Source organism: Pseudomonas sp. JC1203, assembly GCF_056175065.1.
The window spans coordinates 138288-160961 of sequence record NZ_JBWCAM010000012.1 but is presented as its reverse complement, the minus strand read 5'-3'; the positions used below and the strand labels follow the sequence as shown (position 1 = coordinate 160961).

Here is a 22674-nt window from a genome sequence, read left to right as displayed (position 1 = left end):
ACTCAAAAATTGAAATACAGGAATACAGTGCTGGTGGATTTCAGTGTTGCGTACATCGCAATGCTGAAGAGCAATGACATTCCCAACACTTTTTTCCAGCCAAATGCGCCTTGAGTGGTCAGTTCGAACGAGTTTCTTTGCGCGCTGATAAGGAAGCCCATGATAATCATGAAGAAACACAGCGCGTTGACTGCCATGCCCTCGGGCAAAACGCTCAGGAGATGGTCGGAAAGCACGCCGCCCCAGGCCAGTTCGGCAGTGGGGATGGCTGGAATGGGCACGGCAGCCGCAGATTTGAGGTTGAACATGCTGTGCAGAATATGGGTTGCATCGCTCATGGACGTTGCGCGGAAGAACACCCAGGTGATGTTCACAAACAGGAAGGTCACTGTCCAGGCAACCACCTTCGGCATGTTCATGCCTAGCTGTTTCCACGCTCGGTGGATAATCAGCGCGCCCCCATGAAGGGCTCCCCATACCACGAACATCCAGCTGGCACCGTGCCACAACCCACCGAGGACGAACGTGAGCATCAGGTTCACATACACTCTGACGGGCGAACAGCGATTCCCGCCTAGCGGGATATACAAGTAATCTCGCAGGTAACGGCTCAGCGTCATATGCCAGCGCCGCCAGAAATCCTGAATGTCGAGTGCTTTGTACGGAGAGTTAAAGTTTAGCGGCAACCAGATGTTGAACAGCAACGCGGCGCCAATCGCCATGTCGCAGTAGCCGCTAAAGTCGAAGTAAAGTTGGAAGGTGTAAGACAGGCTGGTCGCCCAAGCGCTGAAAAAGTCATGTGGAACACCGTGTGCAAAGCCGGCGTCAGCCCAGATTGCGAAGGTATCCGCCAAGATGACTTTCTTGAACAGCCCAATGCTGAAAATAAACAGCCCCAACAGAATATTCTTGTGCCGAATGAACAGCGTCCAGCGTGACTTGAATTGCGACATCATCTCTTTGTGGTGAAGGATGGGGCCTGCAATCAAATGCGGAAAAAACGTGACGAAAAGTGCGTAGTTTACAAGGTCGTACTCTTTTGCTTCCCCACGGTAGCTGTCCACCAGAAACGCAATCTGGGTAAAGGTATAAAAGCTGATCCCCAAGGGCAGTATTATCTGTTGCAGGCCAATGGATGAGCCGGTCAAGCCGTTAAAGTTGTCTATCAGGAAATTCGCGTACTTGAAGTAGGCGAGCAGCGCGAGGTTGATAGCAATGCCCAGTGCCAATACGATTTTTTTTGAGGACGGTTTCAGCAGGTTCGTCGAATGAGGTGAAACCCATCGCCCCATCAGGTAGTTGAAACCAATCGATCCTAGCAACAGGGGTAGGTAGGCAACGCTCCAGTATGCATAGAAGTAAAGGCTGGCTGCGACCAACCATAGTTTTCCCGCCGTGATCCAGCGCCGCCTGTTCAATGAAAAATAAATCAGGAATACAATGGGTAAATAAACCAGAATGAACGCGGACGAACTAAAAATCATGAACACACCTAAGGATGGGATGATCCAGTTTTTGTTGAGGTGGCGACGGCTGCTAGGCTACCCGCATAAACGGGTTGAACGGTGATTGGAGGGCGGTATTTCAGGGGGGTATAGTTTGGCTTGAGTGATCACGCTTCAGCTCTATTCTTGTGTGGTCAGGTGACGACCTGCTTGCCTGAAGAGACTCCTTGAGACGCCGGGTGACTTGGCGCATTTCGGTGCTATCCCTTCCCGAAACGGTCGATACAATTGTTGTGCTGGCTCTGTGTATTCCGTAACGGCGAAGATACCATAGGCAATGGTTCTCCGGGAGTCTTCTCGCGTCTGCATCAATGCCGGTCATGACCTCACGCCGAGGCTGACGTTTTTTTCATCTGGTACCTGTGTCTGTGGAATCCGCGGGCGCTTGCAGGGTCGGATTTTATCCGAATGTGACAAGATTAATGTTTTCAACGAGGGGCGGGCTCATGGCAGTATTGAGCCACCCGCCTTGCGCTCTCCAGCCGGCACGCGGGAGGCAAGCGGTATCGAGATTTCCGAGGATGTAAAGATGGTGTCGTTTTGGTTGTTTGCAGTGGCTTTACTTTCCTTTGCCCTTACCGGTTGGCTACGTCGATATGCGATCGCCAAAGCACTGATGGATCTGCCCAACAGCCGCAGTTCGCACACTACTCCTACCCCGCGCGGCGGCGGAGTGGCCATTGTCTGCTCTTTCCTCGTTGGAATGGGGTGGCTTTACGGCAGTAACTTGGTCGATGGTGCAACATTCGCCGCGGTGCTTGGCAGTGGTCTATTGATAGCTATCGTAGGCTTCATGGATGATCGTGGGCATATTCCCGCCCGTTGGCGATTGCTTGGCCATTTCTGTGCCGCTGCTTGGGCAATCTATTCGCTTGGAGGCTTTCCGCCGGTCATCCTGGCGGGTGTTGAAGTTAGTTTAGGTTGGGTGGGAAGTGCCTGTGCAATCATTTATTTGATGTGGCTATTGAATCTTTATAATTTTATGGACGGTATAGACGGAATAGCGACAGTGGAGGCCATGTGCGCCTGCTTCGGAATGTGTGCTCTTTATTGGATATCCGGTCATGCGCAGCTTATGTGGGCACCCTTGTTTCTTGGCGGGGCGGCGACCGGCTTCCTGATCTGGAATTTTCCTCCTGCCAAGATTTTCATGGGGGATGCGGGCAGCGGTTTCCTTGGGATCATTCTCGGCATCCTTTCGTTACAAGCTGCTCATGTCGATTCCCGGTTGTTGTGGGCATGGCTCATTCTTCTGGGCGTATTTATCGTCGATGCAACTTATACCTTGTTTCGACGCCTGATTCGCGGAGACAAGGTCTACGAAGCTCACCGAAGCCATGCGTACCAATTTGCTTCTCGGCTCCATGGGGGGCATTTCCCGGTCACTATGGCCGTTTTGGTGGTGAACCTTTTCTGGCTCTTGCCCCTCGCTTGGCTGGTGGCATGCCAGCGGCTGGACGGGGTGCTGGCAACATGTATCGCCTATGTTCCACTTACAGTAATGGCCATTAGATATCATGCGGGAGAGCTAGAGGTTGTACAGCCTAAAACGCACGACTAGTACCTGTTTTTGGATTACCCTTGTGCGATGGAAGCGCCCGGCCCTTGCGCTTTTCGCAATGGTCAAACCAATTGGTTGAGGTTTATGGATAAGACACGTGCCTTTTTGTTGGGCTTGCCTAGAAAGCAGAAGCGCCTGATTCAGGTTGTCATGGACGTTGTCTTGGTCTGGGCCGCGTTGTGGATGGCCTTTATCGTCCGGCTCGGCATAGACGACATGTATAACCCTTTCAAGGTTCACGCCTGGTTGTTTGCATGTGCGCCGGCTGTTGCCATACCCCTGTTTATTCGTTTCGGCATGTATCGCGCAGTCATGCGCTATTTTGGTAATGACGCCTTGATTGCAATTATCAAGGCGGTCAGCCTGTCGTCACTCATCCTGGCGGTTATAGTTTATTGGTACAGTAATCATCAAGCCGTTGTTCCTCGATCCATTGTGTTCAATTACTGGTGGCTTAGCCTTGTCATTATTGGCGGGCTGCGGTTGGGCATGCGCCAGTATTTCATGGGCAACTGGTTAAGCGGCGCCCATGCTTCCATGTCATTCAACCGGGACGATGGCCTGACTAAAGTCGCGGTCTACGGCGCAGGTGTTGCGGGTAACCAATTGGTTGCCGCATTGCGGATGGGGCGTGTAATGCGCCCCGTGGCTTTCATTGATGATGATGCCAGTATTACCGACCGTGTAATCGCTGGCCTCCAGGTGTTCAAGCCTGGCAGGATCCAGCACATGATCGATGTAACGGGGGCTCAGGAAATATTGCTGGCATTGCCTTCGACCACAAGAGCGCGTCGAAGGGAAATTCTCGGTTTTCTGGAGGGTTTTCCCCTGCACATCAGAAGTGTTCCGAGTTTTACCGATCTGGCCAGCGGCCGCGTCAAGGTTGATGATATTCAAGAAGTCGATATTGCTGACCTCTTGGGTCGTGACGCTGTACCGGCCCAAGATGATTTGCTGGAACATTGCATCAATGGGCAGGCCGTGATGGTCACCGGCGCTGGGGGGTCGATTGGCTCCGAGCTGTGCCGTCAGATTGTCGCCCTGCGGCCGACACTCCTGGTGCTATTCGAGCACAGCGAATTCAACCTGTACAACATCATGACCGAGCTCGACCAGCGCCTGGCTCGCGAGTCTCTCCGTGTTGAGCTGTTGCCTATCCTGGGTTCAGTACGGCATCCGCACAAACTCCTGGACGTCATGAAAACCTGGAGCATCAACACGGTCTACCATGCGGCAGCCTACAAGCATGTGCCAATGGTTGAGCACAATGTCGCCGAAGGTGTGTTGAACAATGTAATCGGTACGTTGAATACCGCCCAGGCGGCACTGCAGGCGGGTGTCGCAAATTTCGTGCTGATTTCCACTGACAAGGCGGTAAGGCCGACCAACGTCATGGGCAGTACCAAACGGCTCGCCGAAATGACGCTGCAGGCGTTGAGCCGGGAAGTGGCGCCCGTTTTGTATGGCGACCCAGCCAATGTCGCTCGCGTCAATAAAACGCGTTTCACCATGGTACGGTTTGGCAATGTGCTCGGATCCTCCGGGTCTGTGATCCCGCTGTTTCACAAGCAGATAAAATCGGGCGGGCCGCTGACGGTGACTCATCCGAAAATCACACGCTACTTCATGACCATCCCCGAAGCAGCTCAGTTGGTCATTCAGGCAGGTTCGATGGGGCAGGGCGGCGACGTCTTCGTGCTGGACATGGGAGAGCCAGTACGTATCGCCGAGCTCGCAGAGCGCATGATCCATTTGTCAGGATTAAGCATTCGATCAGAAAAAAATCCCCAGGGGGACATAGCCATCGAGTTCACGGGGTTGCGCCCCGGGGAAAAGCTTTACGAAGAGTTGCTGATTGGCGACAACGTGGTCATGACGCGCCACCCAATGATCATGAGCGCTCACGAAGATTTCCTGCATTGGGATGTGCTCAAGGAAAGGTTCGTGGAACTACTGGCTGCAGTCCATGCTGACGATTACGGCAAGGTCCGGCAATTATTGCGAGAGACGGTCAGCGGTTACGCTCCAGATGGCGAAATCGTGGATCTGATCTACCAGCAGAAACGTTCCGAACCGTAGGCGTCGAGGGCGAGGGTATGCGCCATCTTTACCGAATTGAACGAACAGCAGGCGTGTAGAGGAAACATCCCCTAACCAAGCCACACTCGCCCTTTCAGCATGGTGAACTAGCTTCTAAAGGCGGCTCAGGAAAGCCGCCTCTAGAACCCACTGATGTCAAGGAGCCTCACCCATGCGCAACTTCTCCCTCTCGGCCCTGCTGGCCACCCTGCTGTTCACCCTCTCCGTCGCCGCCACCGCCGCCCCAGCCACGCCCGAAGCAGCCCCGGCGCCGGCGGCGATGATGCAGACCTCCACGGTCAACCTCAACAAGGCCGACGCCGACACCATTCAGCGTGAACTGGCCGGCATCGGCATGGCCAAGGCCCAGGCGATCGTGGCGCATCGTGATGCCAACGGTGTCTTCACTTCGGTGGACGAGTTGCTGGAGGTGAAAGGGATCGGCAAGTCGCTGCTGGACAAGAACCGTGACCGCCTGACGGTGGAGTAAAGCCTGCAATCGGGCTGTGCTGGCGCCCTTTGTGGGCGGCCAGTTCAGCCTGGCGTCAACGGGTGACTTCAATGCTGCCGTCGTTGTGTTGCCGAATCAGGGTGTAGGGCAGCAGCACGGTGTCGGTAATGGCGGAAAGCCCCATGTCGAAGACCATGATGATAGGCGGGGAGCTGCTGTAGTTTTTCTCATCCTCGGGCGGTGCGTGCAACATGCAGAAGTCGAACATCAGCCCGCTGTATACCCTGGGTACAGCCCCGCAGTAGGAATTGCCCTCGGCCAGGTATTTGCTGGTGACGCTGTCGTCACGCACCACGGTGATGAAGCTTCCACACCCGCTCAGCAGCAGGGCCACACAACCAATGATCAACGATTTCACGACTGATTCCTTGTAATTGCCAGGCGCCTGTAGGGCGCCGAGCCTGCGACCCTAGGTCCTTGGGGCTGGCCAGGCTACCCGACACGGGGGCGAAAAACTGTATCAAGCTTTCTCCTGGCGCCGGTTTGCGGGTGATGATTTAGGTCGACGAGGTGCGTGCATATTTTATATTGCGACTGTAATGTGATGCGCATGGTATGTCGGTCGTCATTTAATGGGGCTGGCACGGTTTGGTGATGTGCCAGGTTAAGTGCAGCGCCTATGACGCGGCCTTGGGGCCGCTGCTACGGGTTTGGATTTCAGTTGGGAGGTGTCATGAACAACCGCAGAATCGTGATTACTGGCATGGGCGTGGTCTCGCCACTCGGCACCGGGGTTGAGACCGTATGGGGCCGCTTGCTCGCAGGCCAGTCGGGCTTGCGTGAGCTGCCAGAAGCGGTGGTCGGCGACTTGCCGGCGCGGGTAGGGGGTGTGGTGCCAACCCTGGATGAAGACCCCCACGGCGGTTTCGACCCCGACATGGCCGCAGCGCCCAAGGAACAGAAGAAGATGGACCGCTTCATTCTCTTTGCCCTGGCCGCCGCCCGCGAGGCGTTGGCCCAGGCCGGCTGGGCGCCTGCTGACGAGGTGGCGCGGCAACGCACAGCCACGGTGATCGGCTCGGGCATTGGCGGCTTTGGCACTATCGTCGATGCGGTGCGTACTACGGATAGCCGTGGGCCGCGCAAGTTGTCGCCATTTACCATTCCGGCGTTCCTGGTCAACCTGGCGGCGGGGCAGGTGTCGATCCAGCATGGGTTCAAGGGCCCGCTGGGCGCGCCGGTGACGGCGTGTGCGGCAGGTGTGCAGGCGATTGGTGATGCGGCGCGGTTGATTCGCGCGGGTGAGGCGGACATTGCCGTGTGCGGTGGTGCCGAAGCGGCCATTGACCGGGTCAGCCTGGGTGGCTTTGCGGCAGCACGGGCGTTGTCTGGTGGCTTCAATGCGACACCTGCTCGTGCGTCGCGGCCGTTTGACCGTGACCGTGACGGTTTCGTGATGGGTGAGGGCGCGGGCATTCTGGTGATCGAGTCGCTGGAACATGCCTTGGCCCGGGGTGCCACGCCGCTGGCCGAGCTGGTGGGCTACGGCACCAGCGCCGATGCCTATCACCTCACGGCCGGGCCGGAGGATGGCAGCGGCGCCCGGCGAGCCATGGAGCAGGCGCTGGCTCAGGGCGGCATCAGCCCCGTCCAGGTCCAGCACCTGAACGCCCATGCCACCTCAACGCCCGTAGGCGACAAGGGCGAGCTGGCGGCGATTCGTTCGCTGTTCGGGGCAGGCCAGGGGCCGGCGATTACCTCGACCAAGTCCGCCACCGGTCACTCGCTGGGCGCGGCGGGTGGTATCGAGGCGATCTTCACGGTGCTGGCGTTACGTGACCAGGTTGCCCCGGCCACCTTGAACCTGGAACACCCGGACGAATTGGCCGAGGGGCTGGATCTGGTGCGCGGGGAGCCGCGGGCCATGGCCATTGAGTATGCGCTGTCGAATGGGTTCGGCTTTGGTGGGGTGAACGCCAGTGTGCTGCTGAAACGCTGGGGTGAGGTGGCTTAACCCGCCACATCCGCCTGCAACTTGAGCGCCTTGCGCGCCGTGTCGAGGATACGCAGCGACAGCTCCGGGTCCTGGACACTGCGCGACAGCATCAGCGCGCCCACCAGGGTCGACAGCATCACCACCGCCTGCTCGTCGGCATCGGCAGCATTCAAGGTGGCGGCGATGCGCGCCAGGCGGTCTTCCACGCCGCTGTCCGTGGTGGCGCTGGGCTGGCCGCGCTGGCCCAGCTCGGCGGCCATGGTCGGCAGCGGGCAGCCTTTTTCCGGGCTGTCGCGGTGGCTGGGGCTCAGGTAGGTGTCGATGAAACTGTGCAGCGGCTTGGCTTTGGCGAAGGCCTTTTCGCACACCTCGGTCAGCTCTTCGGTGGCAGCGCGCAGGGCGGTTTCCACCAGCTCATCCTTGGACTTGAAGTGCGCATAAAAACCGCCATGGGTCAGGCCCAGCGCCTTCATCAGCGGCTGCAGGCCGGTGGCGCCGATGCCGTCGCGGCGAAAGCGCGCCGAGGCTTCCTTGACGATACGGTCGTGGGTCTGGGCTTTGTGGTCGGCGGAGTAGCGCATGGGGATGGCCCGGTCAGAATGGGATGTTAATCATCATTCTAACAGAAACAGCCCCCCGCCGTATTGGCCATGACGCGGCCTGGCGGCCGCTGCTACCGGTTCTGCGCATCCTTGGCATCCGCCTCGGCATTGCGCTGCGCCACTTTGCGGCGCTGTTCTTCGGTGAGCTCCACCTTGCTGGCGCTGTCGCGCAACATCAGCAGGCCGCCAACAATGGAGCCGATCGCCACCACCAAAATCAACCAGGCGTACCAGGGCATGGCCACTTCTCCTTGCGGGCCGGGCTCGCCGCCCGGGTGGCGGCGAATACAGGCTTGTACTCCATTGGAGCCAAGCGCCCGGCAGTGGTTCCATTATAGGGCGTTGGCTACAGGCCCGTGAGCATCGCGTCTGCCGGGGCGCTGGCACGGGCGGCGCCGGTGAGCAGGAAGTAGATGAAGCCCGCCAGCATGAAGCCCAGGAATATCAGGCCGATCAGGGTGTTGAACCAGGCCATGGCCACCAGGCACACCACCGCCAGCACCAGGGCGATGCCCGGCACGATGGGGTAGCCGGGGGCGCGGAAGCTGCGGGGCAGGTTGGGCTCGCTGCGGCGCAGCTTGAACAGGCTGAGCATGCTCATGATGTACATGACGATGGCGCCGAACACGGCCATGGTGATCATGGCGGCGGTCAGGCTCATGCCGCCCAGGTTGATCAGGCCGTCGCTGTAGATGGCAGCGATGCCCACAACGCCGCCGGCGATGATGGCCCGGTGCGGCGTTTGAAAGCGCGACAGCTTGGCCAACCCCTTGGGCAGGTAGCCTGCGCGGGCCAGCGCGAAGCATTGGCGCGAGTAGCCGAGGATGATGCCGTGGAAGCTGGCGACCAGCCCGAACAGGCCGATCCACACCAGCATGTGCAGCCAGCCGGAGCCTTCGCCCACCACGGTTTTCATGGCCTGGGGCAGGGGGTCGTTGATGTTGGCCAGTGCGCGCCAGTCGCCCACGCCGCCGGCGAATACCATCACGCCCAAGGCCAGCACCACCAGGGTGAGGATGCCGCTGATGTAGGCTTTGGGGATGGTGCGCCGCGGATCTTTTGCTTCCTCGGCGGCCATGGCGGCGCCCTCGATGGCCAGGAAGAACCAGATGGCGAACGGGATGGCGGCGAACATGCCACTCACCGCGCCCAGGCTGAAGGTGCTGTCCCCGGCCCAGCCGTTTGCGACGAAGTTGCTGACACTGAAGCCCGGCGCCACCACGCCCATGAACACCAGCAGTTCGATCACCGCCAGGATGCACACCACCAGCTCGAAGGTGGCAGCCAGTTGCACGCCGAGAATGTTCAGCACCATGAACACGATGTAGGCGCCGAGTGCGGCGTGGCGCGGGTCCAGGGCCGGCCATTGCACATTGAGGTAGGCGCCGATGGCCAGCGCGATGGCGGGCGGGGCGAAGACGAATTCGATCAGCGTGGCCAGGCCGGCGATCAGCCCGCCTTTTTCCCCAAAGGCACGGCGGCTGTAGGCAAAGGGCCCGCCGGCGTGGGGAATGGCGGTGGTCAGTTCAGTGAAACTGAAGATGAAGCAGGTGTAGAGGGTGGCCACCATCAGCGAGGTCACCAGGAACCCCAGGGTGCCGGCCACGCCCCAGCCATAGCTCCAGCCGAAATACTCGCCGGAAATCACCAGCCCTACCGCGATGCCCCACAGGTGCAGCGTGCCCAAGGTGGGCTTGAGTTGCGTTGTCATGACGGCTCCCTCGTGTGGATTGGAACGTTCGTGCTGTTTTGCGTGCAGCGGCCGTGCCAGCCAAGGGAAAGGGGTCGCAATGGTGGGATTGGTGTCGCAGGTGGGGATGTGTGGGCTAGGCTGTGGGCAGGCAGTGCCTGTTTGTGGGGCGCAACTGCCCCTAAAATCCGCTACAATGCGCGCCGATTTCGACTTGCCCCCCTGAGAGCCCGCCCATGTCCGCTTGCCAGACTCCTATCATCGTCGCCCTGGATTTCCCCACCCGCGACGCCGCCCTGAAACTGGCTGACCAGCTGGACCCCAAGCTGTGCCGCGTGAAGGTCGGCAAGGAGCTGTTCACCAGCAGTGCATCGGGCATCGTCGAGACCCTGAACGACAAGGGCTTCGAGGTGTTCCTGGACCTGAAATTCCACGACATCCCCAACACCACCGCCATGGCGGTGAAGGCGGCGGCGGAAATGGGCGTGTGGATGGTGAACGTGCACTGCTCTGGCGGCCTGCGCATGATGGCGGCCTGCCGCGACGTGCTTGACCAGCGCAGCGGCCCCAAGCCGCTGCTGATCGGCGTGACCGTGCTGACCAGCATGGAACGTGAAGACCTGGCCGCCATTGGCCTGGACATCGAGCCGCAAGAGCAGGTGCTGCGCCTGGCCGCGCTGGCCGAGAAAGCCGGCATGGACGGCCTGGTGTGCTCGGCCCTGGAAGCCCAGGCCCTGAAGGCGGCACACCCGTCGCTGCAACTGGTGACCCCGGGCATTCGCCCCGCCGGCAGCGCCCAGGACGACCAGCGCCGCATCCTCACCCCGCGCCAGGCGCTGGACGCAGGTTCGGACTACCTGGTGATCGGCCGCCCGATCAGCCAGGCGAAAGACCCGGCGCAAGCGCTGGCTGACGTTGTGGCACAAATCAACGCCTGATCTCCCGACCTGGCCTGGAACAGTCTTCTGTGGGAGTGGGCTCTGCCCACGAAAAGGCCACCGCGTGGCGTCAGATATCACGCAGTGGTCTTTCGCGGGTAGAACCCGCTCCCACAGGGCCGCGGCCTGGCAGCTGCTACAGGGCTAGACTTTCAACACCAGCTTGCCGAAATTCTCCCCGCTGAACAGCTTCTGCAGGGTCTCGGGGAATGTCTCCAGCCCCTCTACCACGTGCTCCTTGCTCTTGAGCTGCCCCTTGGCCAGCCAGCCGGCAATCTCCTGCCCGGCCGCGGCGAACTTGGCCGCGTGGTCCATCACCACGAAACCTTCCATGCGTGCACGGTTCACCAGCAGTGACAGGTAATTGGCCGGGCCTTTTACGCCGGTCTTGCTGTTGTACTGGCTGATGGCGCCGCAAATCACCACCCGCGCATGCGGCGCCAGGCGGCTGAGCACGGCGTCCAGAATGTCACCACCGACGTTGTCGAAGAACACGTCCACGCCCTTGGGGCATTCGCGCTTGAGCCCGGCGGCGACGTCTTCGGCCTTGTAGTCGATGGCGCCGTCAAAGCCCAGCTCATCGATCAGCGACTGGCATTTGTCCTTGCCGCCGGCGATGCCGATCACCCGGCAGCCCTTTATCTTGGCGATCTGCCCGGCCACGCTGCCCACCGCACCCGCAGCACCGGAGATCACCACGGTGTCGCCGGCTTTTGGCGCGCCGGTTTCCAGCAGGGCGAAGTAGGCGGTCATGCCGGTCATGCCCAACGCCGACAGGTACAGCGGCAGCGGCGCAACCTTGGGGTCCACCTTGTAGAAGCCCTTGGGCTCGCCCTGGAAGAAGTCCTGTACGCCCAGCGCCCCGTTGACATGGTCGCCCACGGCGAATGCCGGGTTGTTGGAGGCCACCACCTGGCCTACGCCGAGGGCGCGCATCACCTCGCCCAGGCCCACCGGCGGGATGTAGGACTTGCCTTCGTTCATCCAGCCGCGCATGGCCGGGTCCAGCGACAGGTAGAGGTTTTTCACGCGGACCTGGCCCGCGCCCAGTTCGGGCAGCGGGACGGTCTGGAAAGTGAAGTCTTCGCGGCTGGCGGCACCGGTGGGGCGGCGAGCCAGCAGGAATTGGCGGTTGGCGTCGGTCATGGCAGGTTCTTCCAAATGGGCACGGTGGACTGTTGATAGGCCGCGTGGGCGCCGCTTGCAAGGGCAACCGCTGCGCCGAATACGGCGAAATACAGGGCGCCAATAGTGCTGCGTTGGGCGTGGGCGCCTTGGCTAGACTGCGCCCATCACATCCATTTCGCAGAGGTTCGACCATGGGCATGGCATTTTCCGGACAAGTGGCGCTGGTGACCGGCGCGGCGGCAGGCATCGGCCGCGCGACCGCGCAGGCGTTCGCCGCCGAGGGCCTGAAAGTAGTGGTGGTGGACCTCGACGCCGCCGGTGGCGAAGGCACCGTGGCGCTGATTCGCGAGGCTGGCGGCGAAGCGCAGTTCCTGCGTTGCGACGTGACCGTGGAGGCCCAGGTGCGCGCCATGACCGAACAGGCCGTGGCCACTTGGGGCCGCCTGGACTACGCCTTCAACAACGCCGGCATTGAAATCGAGAACAGCCGCCTGGCCGAAGGCACCGAGGCGCAGTTCGACGCCATCATGGGCGTCAACGTCAAGGGCGTGTGGCTGTGCATGAAGTACCAGCTGCCGGTGATGCTGGCCCAGGGCGGCGGCGCCATCGTCAACACCGCCTCGGTGGCGGGCGTGGGCGCGGCGCCGAAGATGAGTATCTACGCGGCGTCCAAGCACGCGGTCATCGGCCTGACCCAGTCGGCCGCCATCGAATACGCGAAAAAACACATCCGCGTGAACGCCGTGTGCCCGGCGGTGATCGACACCGACATGTTCCGCCGCGCCCACGAAGCCGACCCGCGCAAGGCCGAGTACGCCGCCGCCATGCACCCGGTAGGGCGCGTGGGCCGGGTGGAGGAGGTCGCCAGCGCGGTGTTGTACCTGTGCAGCGACGGCGCAGCGTTTACCACAGGGCATTCGCTGCTGGTGGACGGGGGTGCCACGGCTATTTGATGGACAGGCAAAACGCCCTCCACCTTGCTGAAAACGACACCTTCATAGCTTTTTGCCATTATTCCGACGCCAGGATCTTGTGCCTGCCCCCGTGCCATTGCCACTCTCCGTGTATTGACTCTGGGAGCGCGCGCAATGACATCGGCCAGCAGTGGACGTTTTGCCAACCTGGGCATGGCCCGCAAGCTGGGCCTGGGCTTTGCCCTGGTGCTGGCGCTGACGGCACTGGTGGCGGCCATCGGCGTGTGGTCGCTGGCCAGCATCAGCCACCGTTTCGACGGCTTGAAGCAGATGTCGGCACTCAACAGCGGCCTTTTGCGCGTGCGTTTGCAGGAGCAGGAATTTGCCCTGCACACCGACCCCAAGACCGCCGATGCCCTGCGCAAAAGCGTGGAGGCGCTGGCTGCCAGCGCTGGCAATGTAGAAGGCGTGCAGCCGGCGCTGGCTGCGTACCGCCAGGCGTTCGACCAGTTCGTGGAGATCAGCCAGGCCAAGGACCTGGCGCTGGACATGGCCAGTTGGTCGGTGTCCACGGTTGCCAATAACCTTGATGTGTTGCAGGCCGGGCTGTCGGACGATGGCACCTACGCGCTCAAGGATTCCAAGGGCGAGAAGGGCAGCGAATTCATCACCCAGGCCAACGAGGTGGCGCAGGTGGCGCGGCTGATGCTGCAGGCCATGGACGCCGCGCGGGTGCGCCTGGACCAGAGCCGCAAGGGCGTGGACGACGACAGCGGCAGCGGCCGGATCGAGCAGGCCGCCGATGCACTCAAGCAGGCCAACGCGCTGAAAACCGAGGTGCAGGACGCGGGCTACCAGACGGTGTTGAACGAGGTCAGCGACCATATCGCCAGCTTCAGCGACAAGCTGGGTGAGTACACCGACCTGCTGGCCAGGGAAAAACAGGTGTACGCGCAGCTCAAGGCCCGCGCCGATGAAGTGGTGAGCCGTGTCGACCAGGCCGCCGCCGCCCAGGACCAGGCCATGCAGGCTGAATTGAAACAGAACACTTTGCTGATCATTGGCTCATCGCTGGTGGCGCTGCTGGTAGGCGTGTTGGCCGCGTGGCTGATCACCCGGCTGATTGTGCGGCCGTTGCGCCGGGTGATCAGCCGTGCCCAGCAGATTGCCAGTGGAGATTTGAGCGGCAGCATCGAGGTGGACCGGCGCGACGAGATCGGCCAGTTGCTGGCAGCGATGCAGCAGATGGGCGCCGGCCTGAGCAGCATTGTCAGCGGCTTGCAGGCGGGTATCGAGCAGTTGTCCAGTTCGGCCCATTCGCTGTCGGCAGTCACCGAGCAGACCAACCTGGAAGTCAGCAGCCAGCAGCAGGAAACCGAGCAGGTGGCCACTGCCATGAACCAGATGACCGCCACCGTGCACGACGTGGCGCGCAACGCCGAGCAGGCGGCGCTGGCTGCGCAGTCGGCGGATACCCGAGTGGACAACGGCCAGCAGGTGGTACGCCAGAGCATGCAGCGCATCGAGCAACTGGCCGGCGCGGCAGACTCCGCCAGCCACAGCATCGAGCACCTGAGCAACGAGATTCAGAGCATCGGTACCGTGGTGGCGGTGATCAAGAGCGTGGCCGAGCAGACCAACCTGCTGGCGCTGAATGCGGCCATCGAGGCAGCGCGGGCCGGCGAGCAGGGGCGCGGTTTTGCGGTAGTGGCGGATGAAGTGCGGGCCCTGGCCCAGCGCACCCAGCAATCCACCGCCGAGATCGAGCGGCTGGTCAGCACCCTGCGCGCCAGCGCTGCGGCGTCGGTGGCGCAGATCCAGGGCAGTGGCGAGTTGGTGAAGCTGGCGGTCAGCGACGCGCTGCAGACCGAGAGCGCGCTGGGCAGTATCGCCAGCGCGGTGTCACAGATCCAGCAGATGAACCAGCAGATTGCCGCGGCGGCCGAGCAGCAGAGCTCGGTGGCAGAAGAGATCAACCGCAGCGTCACCAGCATCCGCGCCAGCGCCGATCAGTCGGCGGTGGCGATGCGTGGCAACGCGGCGTCGAGCATCGAGCTGGCGCAGCTGGGCAGCGAGTTGCGCGGCATGGTCGGGCATTTTCGGCTTTGATCGCGCGGCTACTTTCGCGGGCACGGCCCGCTCCTACGCAAACGCGCAGCCTGTAGGAGCGGGCCGTGCCCGCGAAAGCAGCGACGAGATCATCAGCCCTTGCGCCAGTTCAAAATCAACAACGTCAACACCCCCGCCACGATCCCCCAGAACGCCGAACCCACCGAAAACAGCGTGAAGCCCGACGCAGTCACCATGAAGGTGATCAGCGCCGCTTCCCGCTCCTTCGGCTCGTTCATGGCAATGCTCAAACCGTTGATGATCGAACCAAACAGCGCCAGCGCGGCAATCGACAGTACCAGCTCTTTCGGCAAGGCCGCGAACAGCGCCGCCAGGGTGGCGCCGAACACGCCGGCAATGCCGTAGAAAATCCCGCACCACACCGCGGCGGTATAGCGTTTGCTCGGGTCTTCGTGGGCGTGTGGGCCGGTGCAGATGGCAGCGCTGATGGCCGCCAGGTTGATGCCGTGGGAGCCGAACGGCGCCAGCAGCAGCGAAGCAAAACCGGTGACCGAGATCAGCGGCGAGGCCGGCACCTGGTAGCCATCGGCGCGCAGCACGGCAATGCCGGGCATGTTCTGCGAGGTCATGGCCACCACGAACAACGGGATGCCGATACTGATGGTGGCGGCCAGCGAGAACGTTGGCGTGGTCCACACCGGGGTGGCCACTTCCAGGTGGAACTGGCTGAAGTCCAGCAGGCCCATGAAGCCCGACAGCAAGGTGCCCAGCACCAGCGCCGAAAGCACCGCGTAGCGCGGCGACACGCGCTTGACCAGTAGGTAGGTGAAGAACATGCCGAGCACCAGCAGGGTGCGGTGCTGGGCGGCGACGAATATTTCGCTGCCTATCTTGAACAGGATGCCGGCCAGCAGCGCCGCAGCCAGGGAGGAGGGCAGGCGCTTGACCAGCTTTTCGAAGCTGCCGGTGAGCCCGCAGATCACCACCAGCACCGCGCAGGTGATGTAGGCGCCGATGGCCTCGCTGTAGTTCACGTGGCCCAGGCTTGTGATCAGCAGCGCCGCGCCGGGGGTGGACCAGGCCACGGTGATGGGCGTGCGGTAACGCAGCGACAGGCCGATGCTGCAGACCGCCATGCCGATGGACAGCGCCCATATCCACGAGGAAATCTGCGCGGTGGTCAGCCCTGCGGCCTGGCCTGCCTGGAACATCAGCACCAGGGAGCTGGTGTAGCCGGTCATCATGGCGATGAAACCGGCGACCACGGCAGAGGGGGAAGTGTCGGCCAACGGGCGCAAATGCACGGGGGAGGCGTCGGTCATGCTGCAAATCCTTGAGCGAGGTGGTGGCAGGCCTGAAAGACTAAACCCGCCGCCTTGCACCGTTGCAGTACAGCAGCAGTAACATTTAGCCATACAGTCAAACTGTACCGGCCTTTGTGGGAGCTGGCTTGCCAGCGAGTTTTTCGGGCCGCAACAACTCGCTGGCAAGCCAGCTCCCACAAGACGCAGCCTGCGGCAGCTGCTACGGGCGGTTGGTGGTCTTGCCCAACGCCGCATTCACCGTCAGCCAGCCATCCACCGCCGCCGGCCCTGCCTCGGCGAACACCCGCTGCAGCAGCTTCACCTGTTCCTTGCGCAACGCCTCCTCAAACCGCAGCCCCTCCGCCGTCAGCCCCAGCAAGCGCTTGCGCTTGTCACTGGCGGGCGCGGTGCTGGTCACCAGCTGCATCTCGATCAGCTGGCGCAGCGGCATGTTCAGCGCCTGCTTGCTCACCCCCAGCTTTTCCAGCAGCTCGCTCACGCCGATGTCCGGGTAGCGCGCAATGAAAAACACCACCCGCTGGTGCACCCGGCTCAGGCCCCGGCGGGCGAGCATTTCGTCGGCTTTGGCGGTGAACGCCTGGTAGCCGTAGAAAAACGCTTCCATGGCGATTTGTTGGGTGGCGGTATTTTTAAGGTCAAGCATATTGACGTATCCATGCCCGTCGTCGTAATTTCGGTCAAGCAGTTTGACGTATCTTCCTACGACTTTGCCAGTGGTGGTCCCATGGCTTTCTCTGAACGTGTCACACGCCTCAAAAGTTCGTTGATTCGCGAGATCCTCGCCGCGGCGCAGCGCCCCGAAGTCATGTCGTTTGCCGGCGGTCTGCCCGCCGAGGCCATGTTGCCCGCCCTGGACTGGACGGGCCTGCCCGCCAGCCTGAGCCAATACGGCACCAGCGAAGGCGAGCCGCAGCTACGTGAGCAATTGGCCGCCGACGCGCGCGCCCTGGGCATCGACTGCCAGGCCAGCCAGGTGCTGGTGCTCAGCGGTTCGCAACAGGCGCTGGACCTGGCCGCCAAGCTGTACATCGACAAGGGCACGGAAATTGTCGTCGAGGGCCCCACCTACCTGGCCGCCCTGCAGACCTTCCAGCTGTTCGGCGCCGAATGCCTGAGCGTGCCGCTGCAGGCCGACGGGCCGGACCTGGACGCCTTGCGGGCCCACTTGCAGCACCATGCGCCGGCCTTTGCCTACCTGATCCCGACCTTCCAGAACCCCTCGGGCGTGCGCTACAGCGAAGCAGCCCGGGCTGGCGTGGCGGCGCTGCTGGACAAGTTTGCCGTGACCCTGATCGAAGACGAGCCCTACCGCGAGCTGACCTACGACGGCGGCCAGGCGCAGCCGATTGCCGGGCGCCTGCGCAACGCCAGCTGGATCTACACCGGCACGGTGTCCAAGACCCTGCTGCCCGGCGTACGGGTGGGCTACTTGATCGCCAGCCCTGACCTGTTCCCGCACCTGCTGCGGCTGAAACAGGCCGCCGACCTGCACACCAACCGCATCGGCCAGTGGCAGGCCATGCAGTGGCTGGGCACGGAAAAATACCGCCAGCACCTGGGCGAGCTGCGCAGCTTCTACCGCCAGCGTCGCGACGACATGCAGGCCGCGCTGCTGGCGCATTTCGCCGACCTGGCCGATTGGCACGTGCCCCAAGGCGGCCTATTCTTCTGGCTGACCTTGAAACAGCCGATCGATACCCGCACCTTGTTGGCCGATGCCATGGCCCAGGACGTGGCGTTCATGCCGGGGGAGCCGTTTTTCGCCGACCCCGCGGCCCACCCGGGTTGCCTGCGGTTGAATTTCAGTCATGTCGCCCCGCACCGCCTGCACGAAGGGCTGGCGCGGTTGGCCCACGTTATCCGCAAGGCTCAGGCCGCTCAGGCAGCGGCGTAAAAGGAGAGGTTAATGTACAAGGTCTACGGTGATTACCGCTCGGGCAACTGCTACAAGGTCAAGCTGATGCTGCACCTGTTGAACCTGCCGTATGAATGGGTGGACATCGACATTCTGGGCGGCGACACGCAGACGCCGGAATTCCTGGCCAAGAACCCCAACGGCAAGATCCCGGTGCTGGAGCTGGAAGACGGCACCTGCCTGTGGGAGTCCAACGCGATTCTCAATTTCCTCGCCGACGGCACCGCCTTCCTGCCCACCGAGCCACGCCTGCGCACCCAGGTGCTACAGTGGCAGTTCTTCGAGCAGTACAGCCATGAGCCGTACATTGCCGTGGCGCGGTTTATCCAGTTTTACCTGAACATGCCCGAAGACCGCCTGCAGGAGTATCAGGACTGCCAGGTGCGCGGCAAGAAGGCATTGCGGGTGATGGAGCGGCAGTTGCAGCTGACGCCGTTCCTGGTGGGGGACCAGTATTCGATCGCCGATATCGCGCTGTACGCCTACACCCATGTTGCCCATGAGGGTGGCTTTGACCTGGCCGGCTACCCGGGTATCCAGGCATGGCTCAAGCGCGTTGAATCACAACCGCGGCATGTGACCATGCTCGGTTGAAGACGCGGTCTGCGGCCGCTGCTACGGGGGGCGTAGCAGCGGCCGCAGGCCGCTTCAGGCCATCACGCGAATCGCTGCTGCAAATACGCGATGATTACCTTGGACTCATACATCCAGGTGGTCTGGCCGTTCTCTTCGATGCGCAGGCACGGCACCTTGATGCGGCCGCCCTCGGCCAGCAGCGCCTGGCGGTGCTGCTCGTCGTTCTTGGCGTCGCGCAGGGCCACCGGCACGTTGAGCTTGTGCAGGGTGCGGCGGGTCTTGACGCAGAACGGGCAGGCGTGGAACTGGTAGAGGCTCAGGCCCTTGGCCTGCTGCTCCACGTCGGCCTGGGCCTGGGCGCTGCGTTTCTGCTTGGGCCCGCGGGTCAGCAGGTCGCCAATCACGATCACCTGGCCCAGCCCCACGCGCAATGCTTTCATCAACATGTCGGTACCCTTCGGATCACTTGATCAGGCTGAGGAATTCGCTGCGGGTGGCGGCGTTTTCGCGGAACTCGCCCAGCATCACCGAGGTGATCATCGACGAATTCTGTTTTTCCACGCCGCGCATCATCATGCACATGTGCTTGGCCTCGATGACCACGGCAACGCCCAGGGCGCCGGTGACCTGCTGGATCGCATCGGCGATCTGGCGGCTGAGGTTTTCCTGGATCTGCAGGCGGCGGGCGTACATGTCGACGATACGCGCGACCTTGGACAGGCCCAGCACCTTGCCGCTCGGGATGTAGGCCACGTGGGCCTTGCCGATGAACGGCAGCAGGTGGTGTTCGCACAGCGAGTACAGCTCGATGTCCTTGACCAGCACCATCTCGCTGTTATCGGAGCTGAAGAGCGCACCATTGGTGACGTCTTCCAGGGTTTGTTCATAACCGCGGCAAAGGTACTGCATGGCTTTGGCGGCACGCTTTGGCGTGTCGAGCAGGCCCTCGCGGGATACGTCCTCGCCGAGTTTGCCGAGAATCGCGGTGTAGTGCTGTTCCAGGGACATGGATCTAAACCTGTGGGAATTTTCGCAAACGCGAAGGGTACGGCGCTGGCCGCGTCGCTGCAAGCTCGAGGTTATTCGTCGCGCCCTTCGAGCATGGTGCGCTTGAGCATCACATACACCGCGCCAGCGCCGCCGTGGCGCGGTTGGCAGGAAGTGAAGCCCAGCACGTGGGCATGTTGTCGCAGCCAGGTGTTGACGTGGCTCTTGATCATGGGGCGCTTGCCGTCCAGGCGCACGGCCTTGCCGTGGGTGACGCGCACGCAGCGAATTTCGAACTTCACCGCCTCGGCGAGGAAGGCCCAGAGTGTTTCCCGGGCCTTTTCCACGCTCATGCCGTGCAGGTCCAGGCTGCCCTCGAACGGAATCTGGCCAACCTTGAGCTTGCGCATCTGGCTTTCCTGCACGCCGTCGCGGGCCCAGTGCAGGTCGTCCTCGGGGCCGACGTCGATGACGAACTGGTCGCTCAGGCCATCGACGGTGGTGGCGTCCTGGCGCACGGTAGCGGCCTGGCGCAGGGTGGCCAGGTTCTTGCGGTCTGCCTTGGGTTTGCCCGTGTCGGCGCGGTCATGCTTGATCGGCTTTACGCCGCGCATTTCGTTTGTAAACAGGGAAAAATCATCGTCTTGCATGTCAGCCTCCACCAGGAAGGCCTAGTTTACGCGACTCAGTCGTGTTTTTTCATCAGGTGCGGCGCCAGGTTCAATTCGCGGTTGCGATGGCGACGACGACGGCAGCGGCGCCACAGGCCCACGCCCAGGTACAGAATCAGCAGGCCGAACACCACCAGCAGGGCAGCGCCGGTCTTGCTGGCGTTCAGGTCGCCCAGGGCCGGGGGGTGGCCCAACAGGCTGGCGGCGCCGGCCATGGCCAACAGCACGCCCAGGGCAGCCAGCACCGCGGCGAAAGCCTGGCCCAGGCGGGTGCCCCAGTTACGTTGGCCGCGTGGACGAAGGCGGCGAGCGTCAAAACCATCGGATAACTTCATTCCGATTTCCTCAGTGAATATCCGGCCTTCGACTCGCCAGGGGCGTCGGGGTTCCGACACACGGCGCAATTAGGAAAAATGAGAGCTTTTATCGGATGGGCGGCCACGTTGCGCGGCCGCCGTGCCTTGCACTGCAGCTTTGCTCAGACCAGGTCGTCGGTCTGGGCCACGCAGGCAAAGTTGTCATTCATGGTCGCCATGCCAACCTGCTTCACTGTAGCAGCCGGTACCACGCCGTCCTTGTAGGGCAGGTCGCGGGTGGCGCAGGCATCTTCCACCAGGGTGCTGCGGTAGCCGTAGTCCTTGGCCGCGCGCACGGTGGTGCTGATGCTGGAGTGGGTCATGAAACCGCAGACGATCAGGTCGATCGGGCCTTTTTCCTGCAGGGTCTGGTGCAGGGCGGTGTTGTTGAACGCATTGGGCATGTTCTTTTCAATGATTGGCTCGTCACCCTGCGGCTCGAGGCCGGGAATGAACTTGCCGCGGTCGCCCTGGGGGTCGAACAGGCCGCCCACGGTGCCCAGGTGGCGCACATGCACGATGGGGCGGTGGGCCGCGCGGGCAGCCTTGAGCAGGCGGGCAATGTTGGCCACCGCTTCGTCAATGCCTACCAGGGCCAGGGGGCCCTTCAGGTATTCACGCTGGGCGTCGATGATCACAAGGCTGGCGCGGCTGAGATCGGCAGGGGGATGGCCGCGGCCAGTCAATTGGAACATCGTCTTTGTATCGGACATCGGGGGCTCCTTTGGATAGGGCTTTTGCCACATTCTCCACTGCTTGCGCCCTTATGTGAATCGCTACGCGCACCTGCCGCGCAGATTCCGGGCGGTAGGCGGGTAGGCCGCCGCTGCAAAATGCCAGCAGGGGCCCCACGGGCCGGGCTTCGCTGGTAGAATGCGCGGCTGTATTCAAAGGAGTCTGCCGTGAACACTTCCCGCCTGCGCACCCTGCGCGACCACATCCGTTGGGCTGTCAGCCGTTTCCACGGGGAAGACCTGTATTTTGGCCACGGCACCGACAATGCCTGGGACGAAGCCCGCCTGCTGGTGCTGGGTGCCGTGCACCTGCCGTACCAGGTCGCCGACAGCTACCTGGACTGCGCGCTGGAGGAAGACGAAATCGTGCACATCCAGGCGCTGCTCAAGCGTCGCATCGAAGACCGCGTGCCGGTGCCGTACCTGCTGAACGAGGCGTGGTTCTGCGGCATGTCGTTCATCGTCGACGAGCGTGTGCTGATTCCGCGTTCGCCCATTGGCGAGCTGATCGAAGACGGCTTCAGCCCATGGCTGGCCAACCCGCCGGCGCGCATTCTCGACCTGTGTACCGGCTCGGGCTGCATCGGCATCGCCTGCGCCGACGTGTTCCCCAACGCCGAGGTGGCGCTGGGCGACCTGTCGTTCGAAGCCCTTGAGGTGGCGAACCAGAACATCGAGCGCCATGGTGTGGAAGACCGTGTTTACACCGTGCAGGGCGACGGTTTCGACGGCCTGCCTGGCCAGCGCTTCGACCTGATCGTGTCGAACCCGCCGTACGTGGACGCCGAAGACTTCGCCGACATGCCGGACGAATACCAGCACGAGCCGGAACTGGGCCTGGCCTGCGGTGATGATGGCCTGAACCTGGTGCGGCGCATGCTGGCCGAAGCGGCCGACCACCTGACCGAGAAGGGCCTGCTGATCGTGGAAGTGGGCAACAGCCAGGTGCACGTGGAAGCGCTGTACCCGGAAGTGGAGTTCCACTGGCTGGAATTCCAGCGCGGCGGCCATGGCGTGTTCATGCTGAGCGCAGCGCAGTGCCGCGAGCACCAGGCGCTGTTCGCTTCGCGCGCGTAAAGCGCCGCCGCTATCCCGTAGCCGCAACTGTCTTGTGGGAGCGGGGGGGGGGGGGGGGGGGGGGGGGGGCCCCCCCCCCCCCGCCGGCCCCCCGCCCCC

General features: G+C 62.3%; 23 protein-coding genes and 1 pseudogene. 11 read left to right on the top strand and 13 right to left on the bottom strand.

What is annotated here, in order from left to right; all coding sequences use genetic code 11:
• Positions 1–2: 2 nt before the first annotated feature.
• Positions 3–1484, bottom strand: a complete 1482-nt coding sequence (locus AC0SZ7_RS18990; protein ID WP_475505819.1) for an MBOAT family O-acyltransferase — start codon at positions 1482–1484, stop codon at positions 3–5.
• A gap of 550 nt (positions 1485–2034) precedes the next feature.
• Here AC0SZ7_RS18990 and AC0SZ7_RS18985 point away from each other — a divergent pair.
• The 3 genes from AC0SZ7_RS18985 to AC0SZ7_RS18975 all read left to right on the top strand — a co-directional run bounded on the left by AC0SZ7_RS18985 (position 2035) and on the right by AC0SZ7_RS18975 (position 5635).
• Positions 2035–3066: an MraY family glycosyltransferase gene (locus AC0SZ7_RS18985; protein WP_475505876.1), complete on the top strand. Its 1032-nt coding sequence runs from the start codon at positions 2035–2037 to the stop codon at positions 3064–3066.
• Positions 3067–3150: 84 nt separating this feature from the next.
• Positions 3151–5145, top strand: coding sequence for a polysaccharide biosynthesis protein (locus AC0SZ7_RS18980; protein ID WP_475505818.1), 1995 nt, complete (start codon positions 3151–3153; stop codon positions 5143–5145).
• A 172-nt stretch (positions 5146–5317) separates the two neighbouring features.
• On the top strand, positions 5318–5635 hold the full coding sequence (locus tag AC0SZ7_RS18975) for a ComEA family DNA-binding protein (RefSeq protein WP_475505817.1): 318 nt from the start codon (positions 5318–5320) through the stop codon (positions 5633–5635).
• A 55-nt stretch (positions 5636–5690) separates the two neighbouring features.
• On the opposite strand, the gene AC0SZ7_RS18970 is transcribed toward AC0SZ7_RS18975, so the two are convergent.
• Positions 5691–6014, bottom strand: a complete 324-nt coding sequence (locus tag AC0SZ7_RS18970) for a YceK/YidQ family lipoprotein (protein WP_475505816.1) — start codon at positions 6012–6014, stop codon at positions 5691–5693.
• A gap of 315 nt (positions 6015–6329) precedes the next feature.
• On the opposite strand from AC0SZ7_RS18970, the gene fabF reads away from it, so the two are divergent.
• Positions 6330–7610, top strand: coding sequence for a beta-ketoacyl-ACP synthase II (gene fabF / locus AC0SZ7_RS18965; protein WP_475505815.1), 1281 nt, complete (start codon positions 6330–6332; stop codon positions 7608–7610).
• Here the strand turns inward: fabF and AC0SZ7_RS18960 are convergent.
• From AC0SZ7_RS18960 to eat, 3 genes are all read right to left on the bottom strand, one after another.
• Positions 7607–8173, bottom strand: a complete 567-nt coding sequence (locus tag AC0SZ7_RS18960) for a TetR/AcrR family transcriptional regulator (RefSeq protein ID WP_475505814.1) — start codon at positions 8171–8173, stop codon at positions 7607–7609. The genes fabF and AC0SZ7_RS18960 overlap by 4 nt on opposite strands.
• A gap of 92 nt (positions 8174–8265) precedes the next feature.
• Complete coding sequence (locus AC0SZ7_RS18955; RefSeq protein WP_475505813.1) at positions 8266–8433, bottom strand: DUF2897 family protein; 168 nt, start codon at positions 8431–8433, stop codon at positions 8266–8268.
• 107 nt (positions 8434–8540) lie between these two features.
• Positions 8541–9905: an ethanolamine permease gene (gene eat / locus AC0SZ7_RS18950; protein ID WP_475505812.1), complete on the bottom strand. Its 1365-nt coding sequence runs from the start codon at positions 9903–9905 to the stop codon at positions 8541–8543.
• A 215-nt stretch (positions 9906–10120) separates the two neighbouring features.
• Here eat and pyrF point away from each other — a divergent pair, with 215 nt between their 5' ends.
• Complete coding sequence (pyrF, locus tag AC0SZ7_RS18945; protein WP_475505811.1) at positions 10121–10822, top strand: orotidine-5'-phosphate decarboxylase; 702 nt, start codon at positions 10121–10123, stop codon at positions 10820–10822.
• A gap of 144 nt (positions 10823–10966) precedes the next feature.
• On the opposite strand, the gene AC0SZ7_RS18940 is transcribed toward pyrF, so the two are convergent.
• A complete protein-coding gene (locus tag AC0SZ7_RS18940) occupies positions 10967–11968 on the bottom strand; it encodes an NADP-dependent oxidoreductase (RefSeq protein ID WP_475505810.1) in 1002 nt (333 codons plus the stop codon).
• A gap of 173 nt (positions 11969–12141) precedes the next feature.
• On the opposite strand from AC0SZ7_RS18940, the gene AC0SZ7_RS18935 reads away from it, so the two are divergent.
• From AC0SZ7_RS18935 to AC0SZ7_RS18925, 3 genes and pseudogenes are all read left to right on the top strand, one after another.
• Positions 12142–12903 carry an SDR family oxidoreductase gene (locus AC0SZ7_RS18935; RefSeq protein ID WP_475505809.1) on the top strand — a complete coding sequence of 254 codons (762 nt, stop codon included), beginning with the start codon at positions 12142–12144 and terminating at the stop codon, positions 12901–12903.
• 135 nt (positions 12904–13038) lie between these two features.
• Positions 13039–14112: pseudogene (locus AC0SZ7_RS18930) on the top strand (HAMP domain-containing protein); the annotation flags it as partial.
• On the top strand, positions 14101–14973 hold the full coding sequence (locus AC0SZ7_RS18925; RefSeq protein ID WP_475505875.1) for a methyl-accepting chemotaxis protein: 873 nt from the start codon (positions 14101–14103) through the stop codon (positions 14971–14973). The pseudogene AC0SZ7_RS18930 and the gene AC0SZ7_RS18925, both read left to right, overlap by 12 nt.
• Before the next feature lie 92 nt (positions 14974–15065).
• Here the strand turns inward: AC0SZ7_RS18925 and AC0SZ7_RS18920 are convergent, their stop codons facing one another.
• Both AC0SZ7_RS18920 and AC0SZ7_RS18915 read right to left on the bottom strand, forming a co-directional pair.
• The gene (locus AC0SZ7_RS18920) at positions 15066–16256 is read right to left on the bottom strand and encodes a benzoate/H(+) symporter BenE family transporter (protein WP_475505808.1); all 1191 of its coding nucleotides are present in this window, start codon (positions 16254–16256) and stop codon (positions 15066–15068) included.
• Positions 16257–16458: 202 nt separating this feature from the next.
• Positions 16459–16902 carry a MarR family winged helix-turn-helix transcriptional regulator gene (locus AC0SZ7_RS18915; RefSeq protein ID WP_475505807.1) on the bottom strand — a complete coding sequence of 148 codons (444 nt, stop codon included), beginning with the start codon at positions 16900–16902 and terminating at the stop codon, positions 16459–16461.
• 81 nt (positions 16903–16983) lie between these two features.
• On the opposite strand from AC0SZ7_RS18915, the gene AC0SZ7_RS18910 reads away from it, so the two are divergent.
• Both AC0SZ7_RS18910 and AC0SZ7_RS18905 read left to right on the top strand, forming a co-directional pair.
• Positions 16984–18153, top strand: a complete 1170-nt coding sequence (locus tag AC0SZ7_RS18910) for an aminotransferase-like domain-containing protein (protein WP_475505806.1) — start codon at positions 16984–16986, stop codon at positions 18151–18153.
• A gap of 12 nt (positions 18154–18165) precedes the next feature.
• A complete protein-coding gene (locus tag AC0SZ7_RS18905) occupies positions 18166–18768 on the top strand; it encodes a glutathione S-transferase family protein (protein ID WP_416423069.1) in 603 nt (200 codons plus the stop codon).
• 62 nt (positions 18769–18830) lie between these two features.
• Here AC0SZ7_RS18905 and AC0SZ7_RS18900 read toward each other — a convergent pair whose 3' ends face one another.
• The 5 genes from AC0SZ7_RS18900 to AC0SZ7_RS18880 form a co-directional block, all read right to left on the bottom strand.
• Positions 18831–19196 (bottom strand): glutaredoxin, encoded by a 366-nt coding sequence (locus tag AC0SZ7_RS18900; protein ID WP_475505805.1) that lies wholly within the window; start codon positions 19194–19196, stop codon positions 18831–18833.
• Positions 19197–19212: 16 nt separating this feature from the next.
• Complete coding sequence (gene folE, locus AC0SZ7_RS18895) at positions 19213–19758, bottom strand: GTP cyclohydrolase I FolE (protein WP_416423071.1); 546 nt, start codon at positions 19756–19758, stop codon at positions 19213–19215.
• 71 nt (positions 19759–19829) lie between these two features.
• Positions 19830–20387, bottom strand: coding sequence for a Smr/MutS family protein (locus AC0SZ7_RS18890; RefSeq protein ID WP_475505804.1), 558 nt, complete (start codon positions 20385–20387; stop codon positions 19830–19832).
• Between the two features lie 35 nt (positions 20388–20422).
• Positions 20423–20743 (bottom strand): hypothetical protein, encoded by a 321-nt coding sequence (locus AC0SZ7_RS18885; RefSeq protein ID WP_475505803.1) that lies wholly within the window; start codon positions 20741–20743, stop codon positions 20423–20425.
• Positions 20744–20886: 143 nt separating this feature from the next.
• Positions 20887–21477 (bottom strand): cysteine hydrolase family protein, encoded by a 591-nt coding sequence (locus tag AC0SZ7_RS18880; RefSeq protein ID WP_475505802.1) that lies wholly within the window; start codon positions 21475–21477, stop codon positions 20887–20889.
• 189 nt (positions 21478–21666) lie between these two features.
• Between AC0SZ7_RS18880 and prmB the strand changes: the two genes are divergently transcribed.
• Positions 21667–22575 (top strand): 50S ribosomal protein L3 N(5)-glutamine methyltransferase, encoded by a 909-nt coding sequence (prmB, locus tag AC0SZ7_RS18875; protein ID WP_475505801.1) that lies wholly within the window; start codon positions 21667–21669, stop codon positions 22573–22575.
• Positions 22576–22674 lie beyond the last annotated feature (99 nt).

Coding starts and splice junctions, on each gene's coding strand:
- AC0SZ7_RS18990 (WP_475505819.1), bottom strand. CDS start 1,484: ATGATTTTTAGTTCGTCCGCGTTCATTCTGGTTTATTTACCCATTGTA.
- AC0SZ7_RS18985 (WP_475505876.1), top strand. CDS start 2,035: ATGGTGTCGTTTTGGTTGTTTGCAGTGGCTTTACTTTCCTTTGCCCTT.
- AC0SZ7_RS18980 (WP_475505818.1), top strand. CDS start 3,151: ATGGATAAGACACGTGCCTTTTTGTTGGGCTTGCCTAGAAAGCAGAAG.
- AC0SZ7_RS18975 (WP_475505817.1), top strand. CDS start 5,318: ATGCGCAACTTCTCCCTCTCGGCCCTGCTGGCCACCCTGCTGTTCACC.
- fabF (WP_475505815.1), top strand. CDS start 6,330: ATGAACAACCGCAGAATCGTGATTACTGGCATGGGCGTGGTCTCGCCA.
- AC0SZ7_RS18960 (WP_475505814.1), bottom strand. CDS start 8,173: ATGCGCTACTCCGCCGACCACAAAGCCCAGACCCACGACCGTATCGTC.
- AC0SZ7_RS18955 (WP_475505813.1), bottom strand. CDS start 8,433: ATGCCCTGGTACGCCTGGTTGATTTTGGTGGTGGCGATCGGCTCCATT.
- eat (WP_475505812.1), bottom strand. CDS start 9,905: ATGACAACGCAACTCAAGCCCACCTTGGGCACGCTGCACCTGTGGGGC.
- pyrF (WP_475505811.1), top strand. CDS start 10,121: ATGTCCGCTTGCCAGACTCCTATCATCGTCGCCCTGGATTTCCCCACC.
- AC0SZ7_RS18940 (WP_475505810.1), bottom strand. CDS start 11,968: ATGACCGACGCCAACCGCCAATTCCTGCTGGCTCGCCGCCCCACCGGT.
- AC0SZ7_RS18935 (WP_475505809.1), top strand. CDS start 12,142: ATGGGCATGGCATTTTCCGGACAAGTGGCGCTGGTGACCGGCGCGGCG.
- AC0SZ7_RS18925 (WP_475505875.1), top strand. CDS start 14,101: ATGCAGCAGATGGGCGCCGGCCTGAGCAGCATTGTCAGCGGCTTGCAG.
- AC0SZ7_RS18920 (WP_475505808.1), bottom strand. CDS start 16,256: ATGACCGACGCCTCCCCCGTGCATTTGCGCCCGTTGGCCGACACTTCC.
- AC0SZ7_RS18915 (WP_475505807.1), bottom strand. CDS start 16,902: ATGCTTGACCTTAAAAATACCGCCACCCAACAAATCGCCATGGAAGCG.
- AC0SZ7_RS18910 (WP_475505806.1), top strand. CDS start 16,984: ATGGCTTTCTCTGAACGTGTCACACGCCTCAAAAGTTCGTTGATTCGC.
- AC0SZ7_RS18905 (WP_416423069.1), top strand. CDS start 18,166: ATGTACAAGGTCTACGGTGATTACCGCTCGGGCAACTGCTACAAGGTC.
- AC0SZ7_RS18900 (WP_475505805.1), bottom strand. CDS start 19,196: ATGTTGATGAAAGCATTGCGCGTGGGGCTGGGCCAGGTGATCGTGATT.
- folE (WP_416423071.1), bottom strand. CDS start 19,758: ATGTCCCTGGAACAGCACTACACCGCGATTCTCGGCAAACTCGGCGAG.
- AC0SZ7_RS18890 (WP_475505804.1), bottom strand. CDS start 20,387: ATGCAAGACGATGATTTTTCCCTGTTTACAAACGAAATGCGCGGCGTA.
- AC0SZ7_RS18885 (WP_475505803.1), bottom strand. CDS start 20,743: ATGAAGTTATCCGATGGTTTTGACGCTCGCCGCCTTCGTCCACGCGGC.
- AC0SZ7_RS18880 (WP_475505802.1), bottom strand. CDS start 21,477: ATGTCCGATACAAAGACGATGTTCCAATTGACTGGCCGCGGCCATCCC.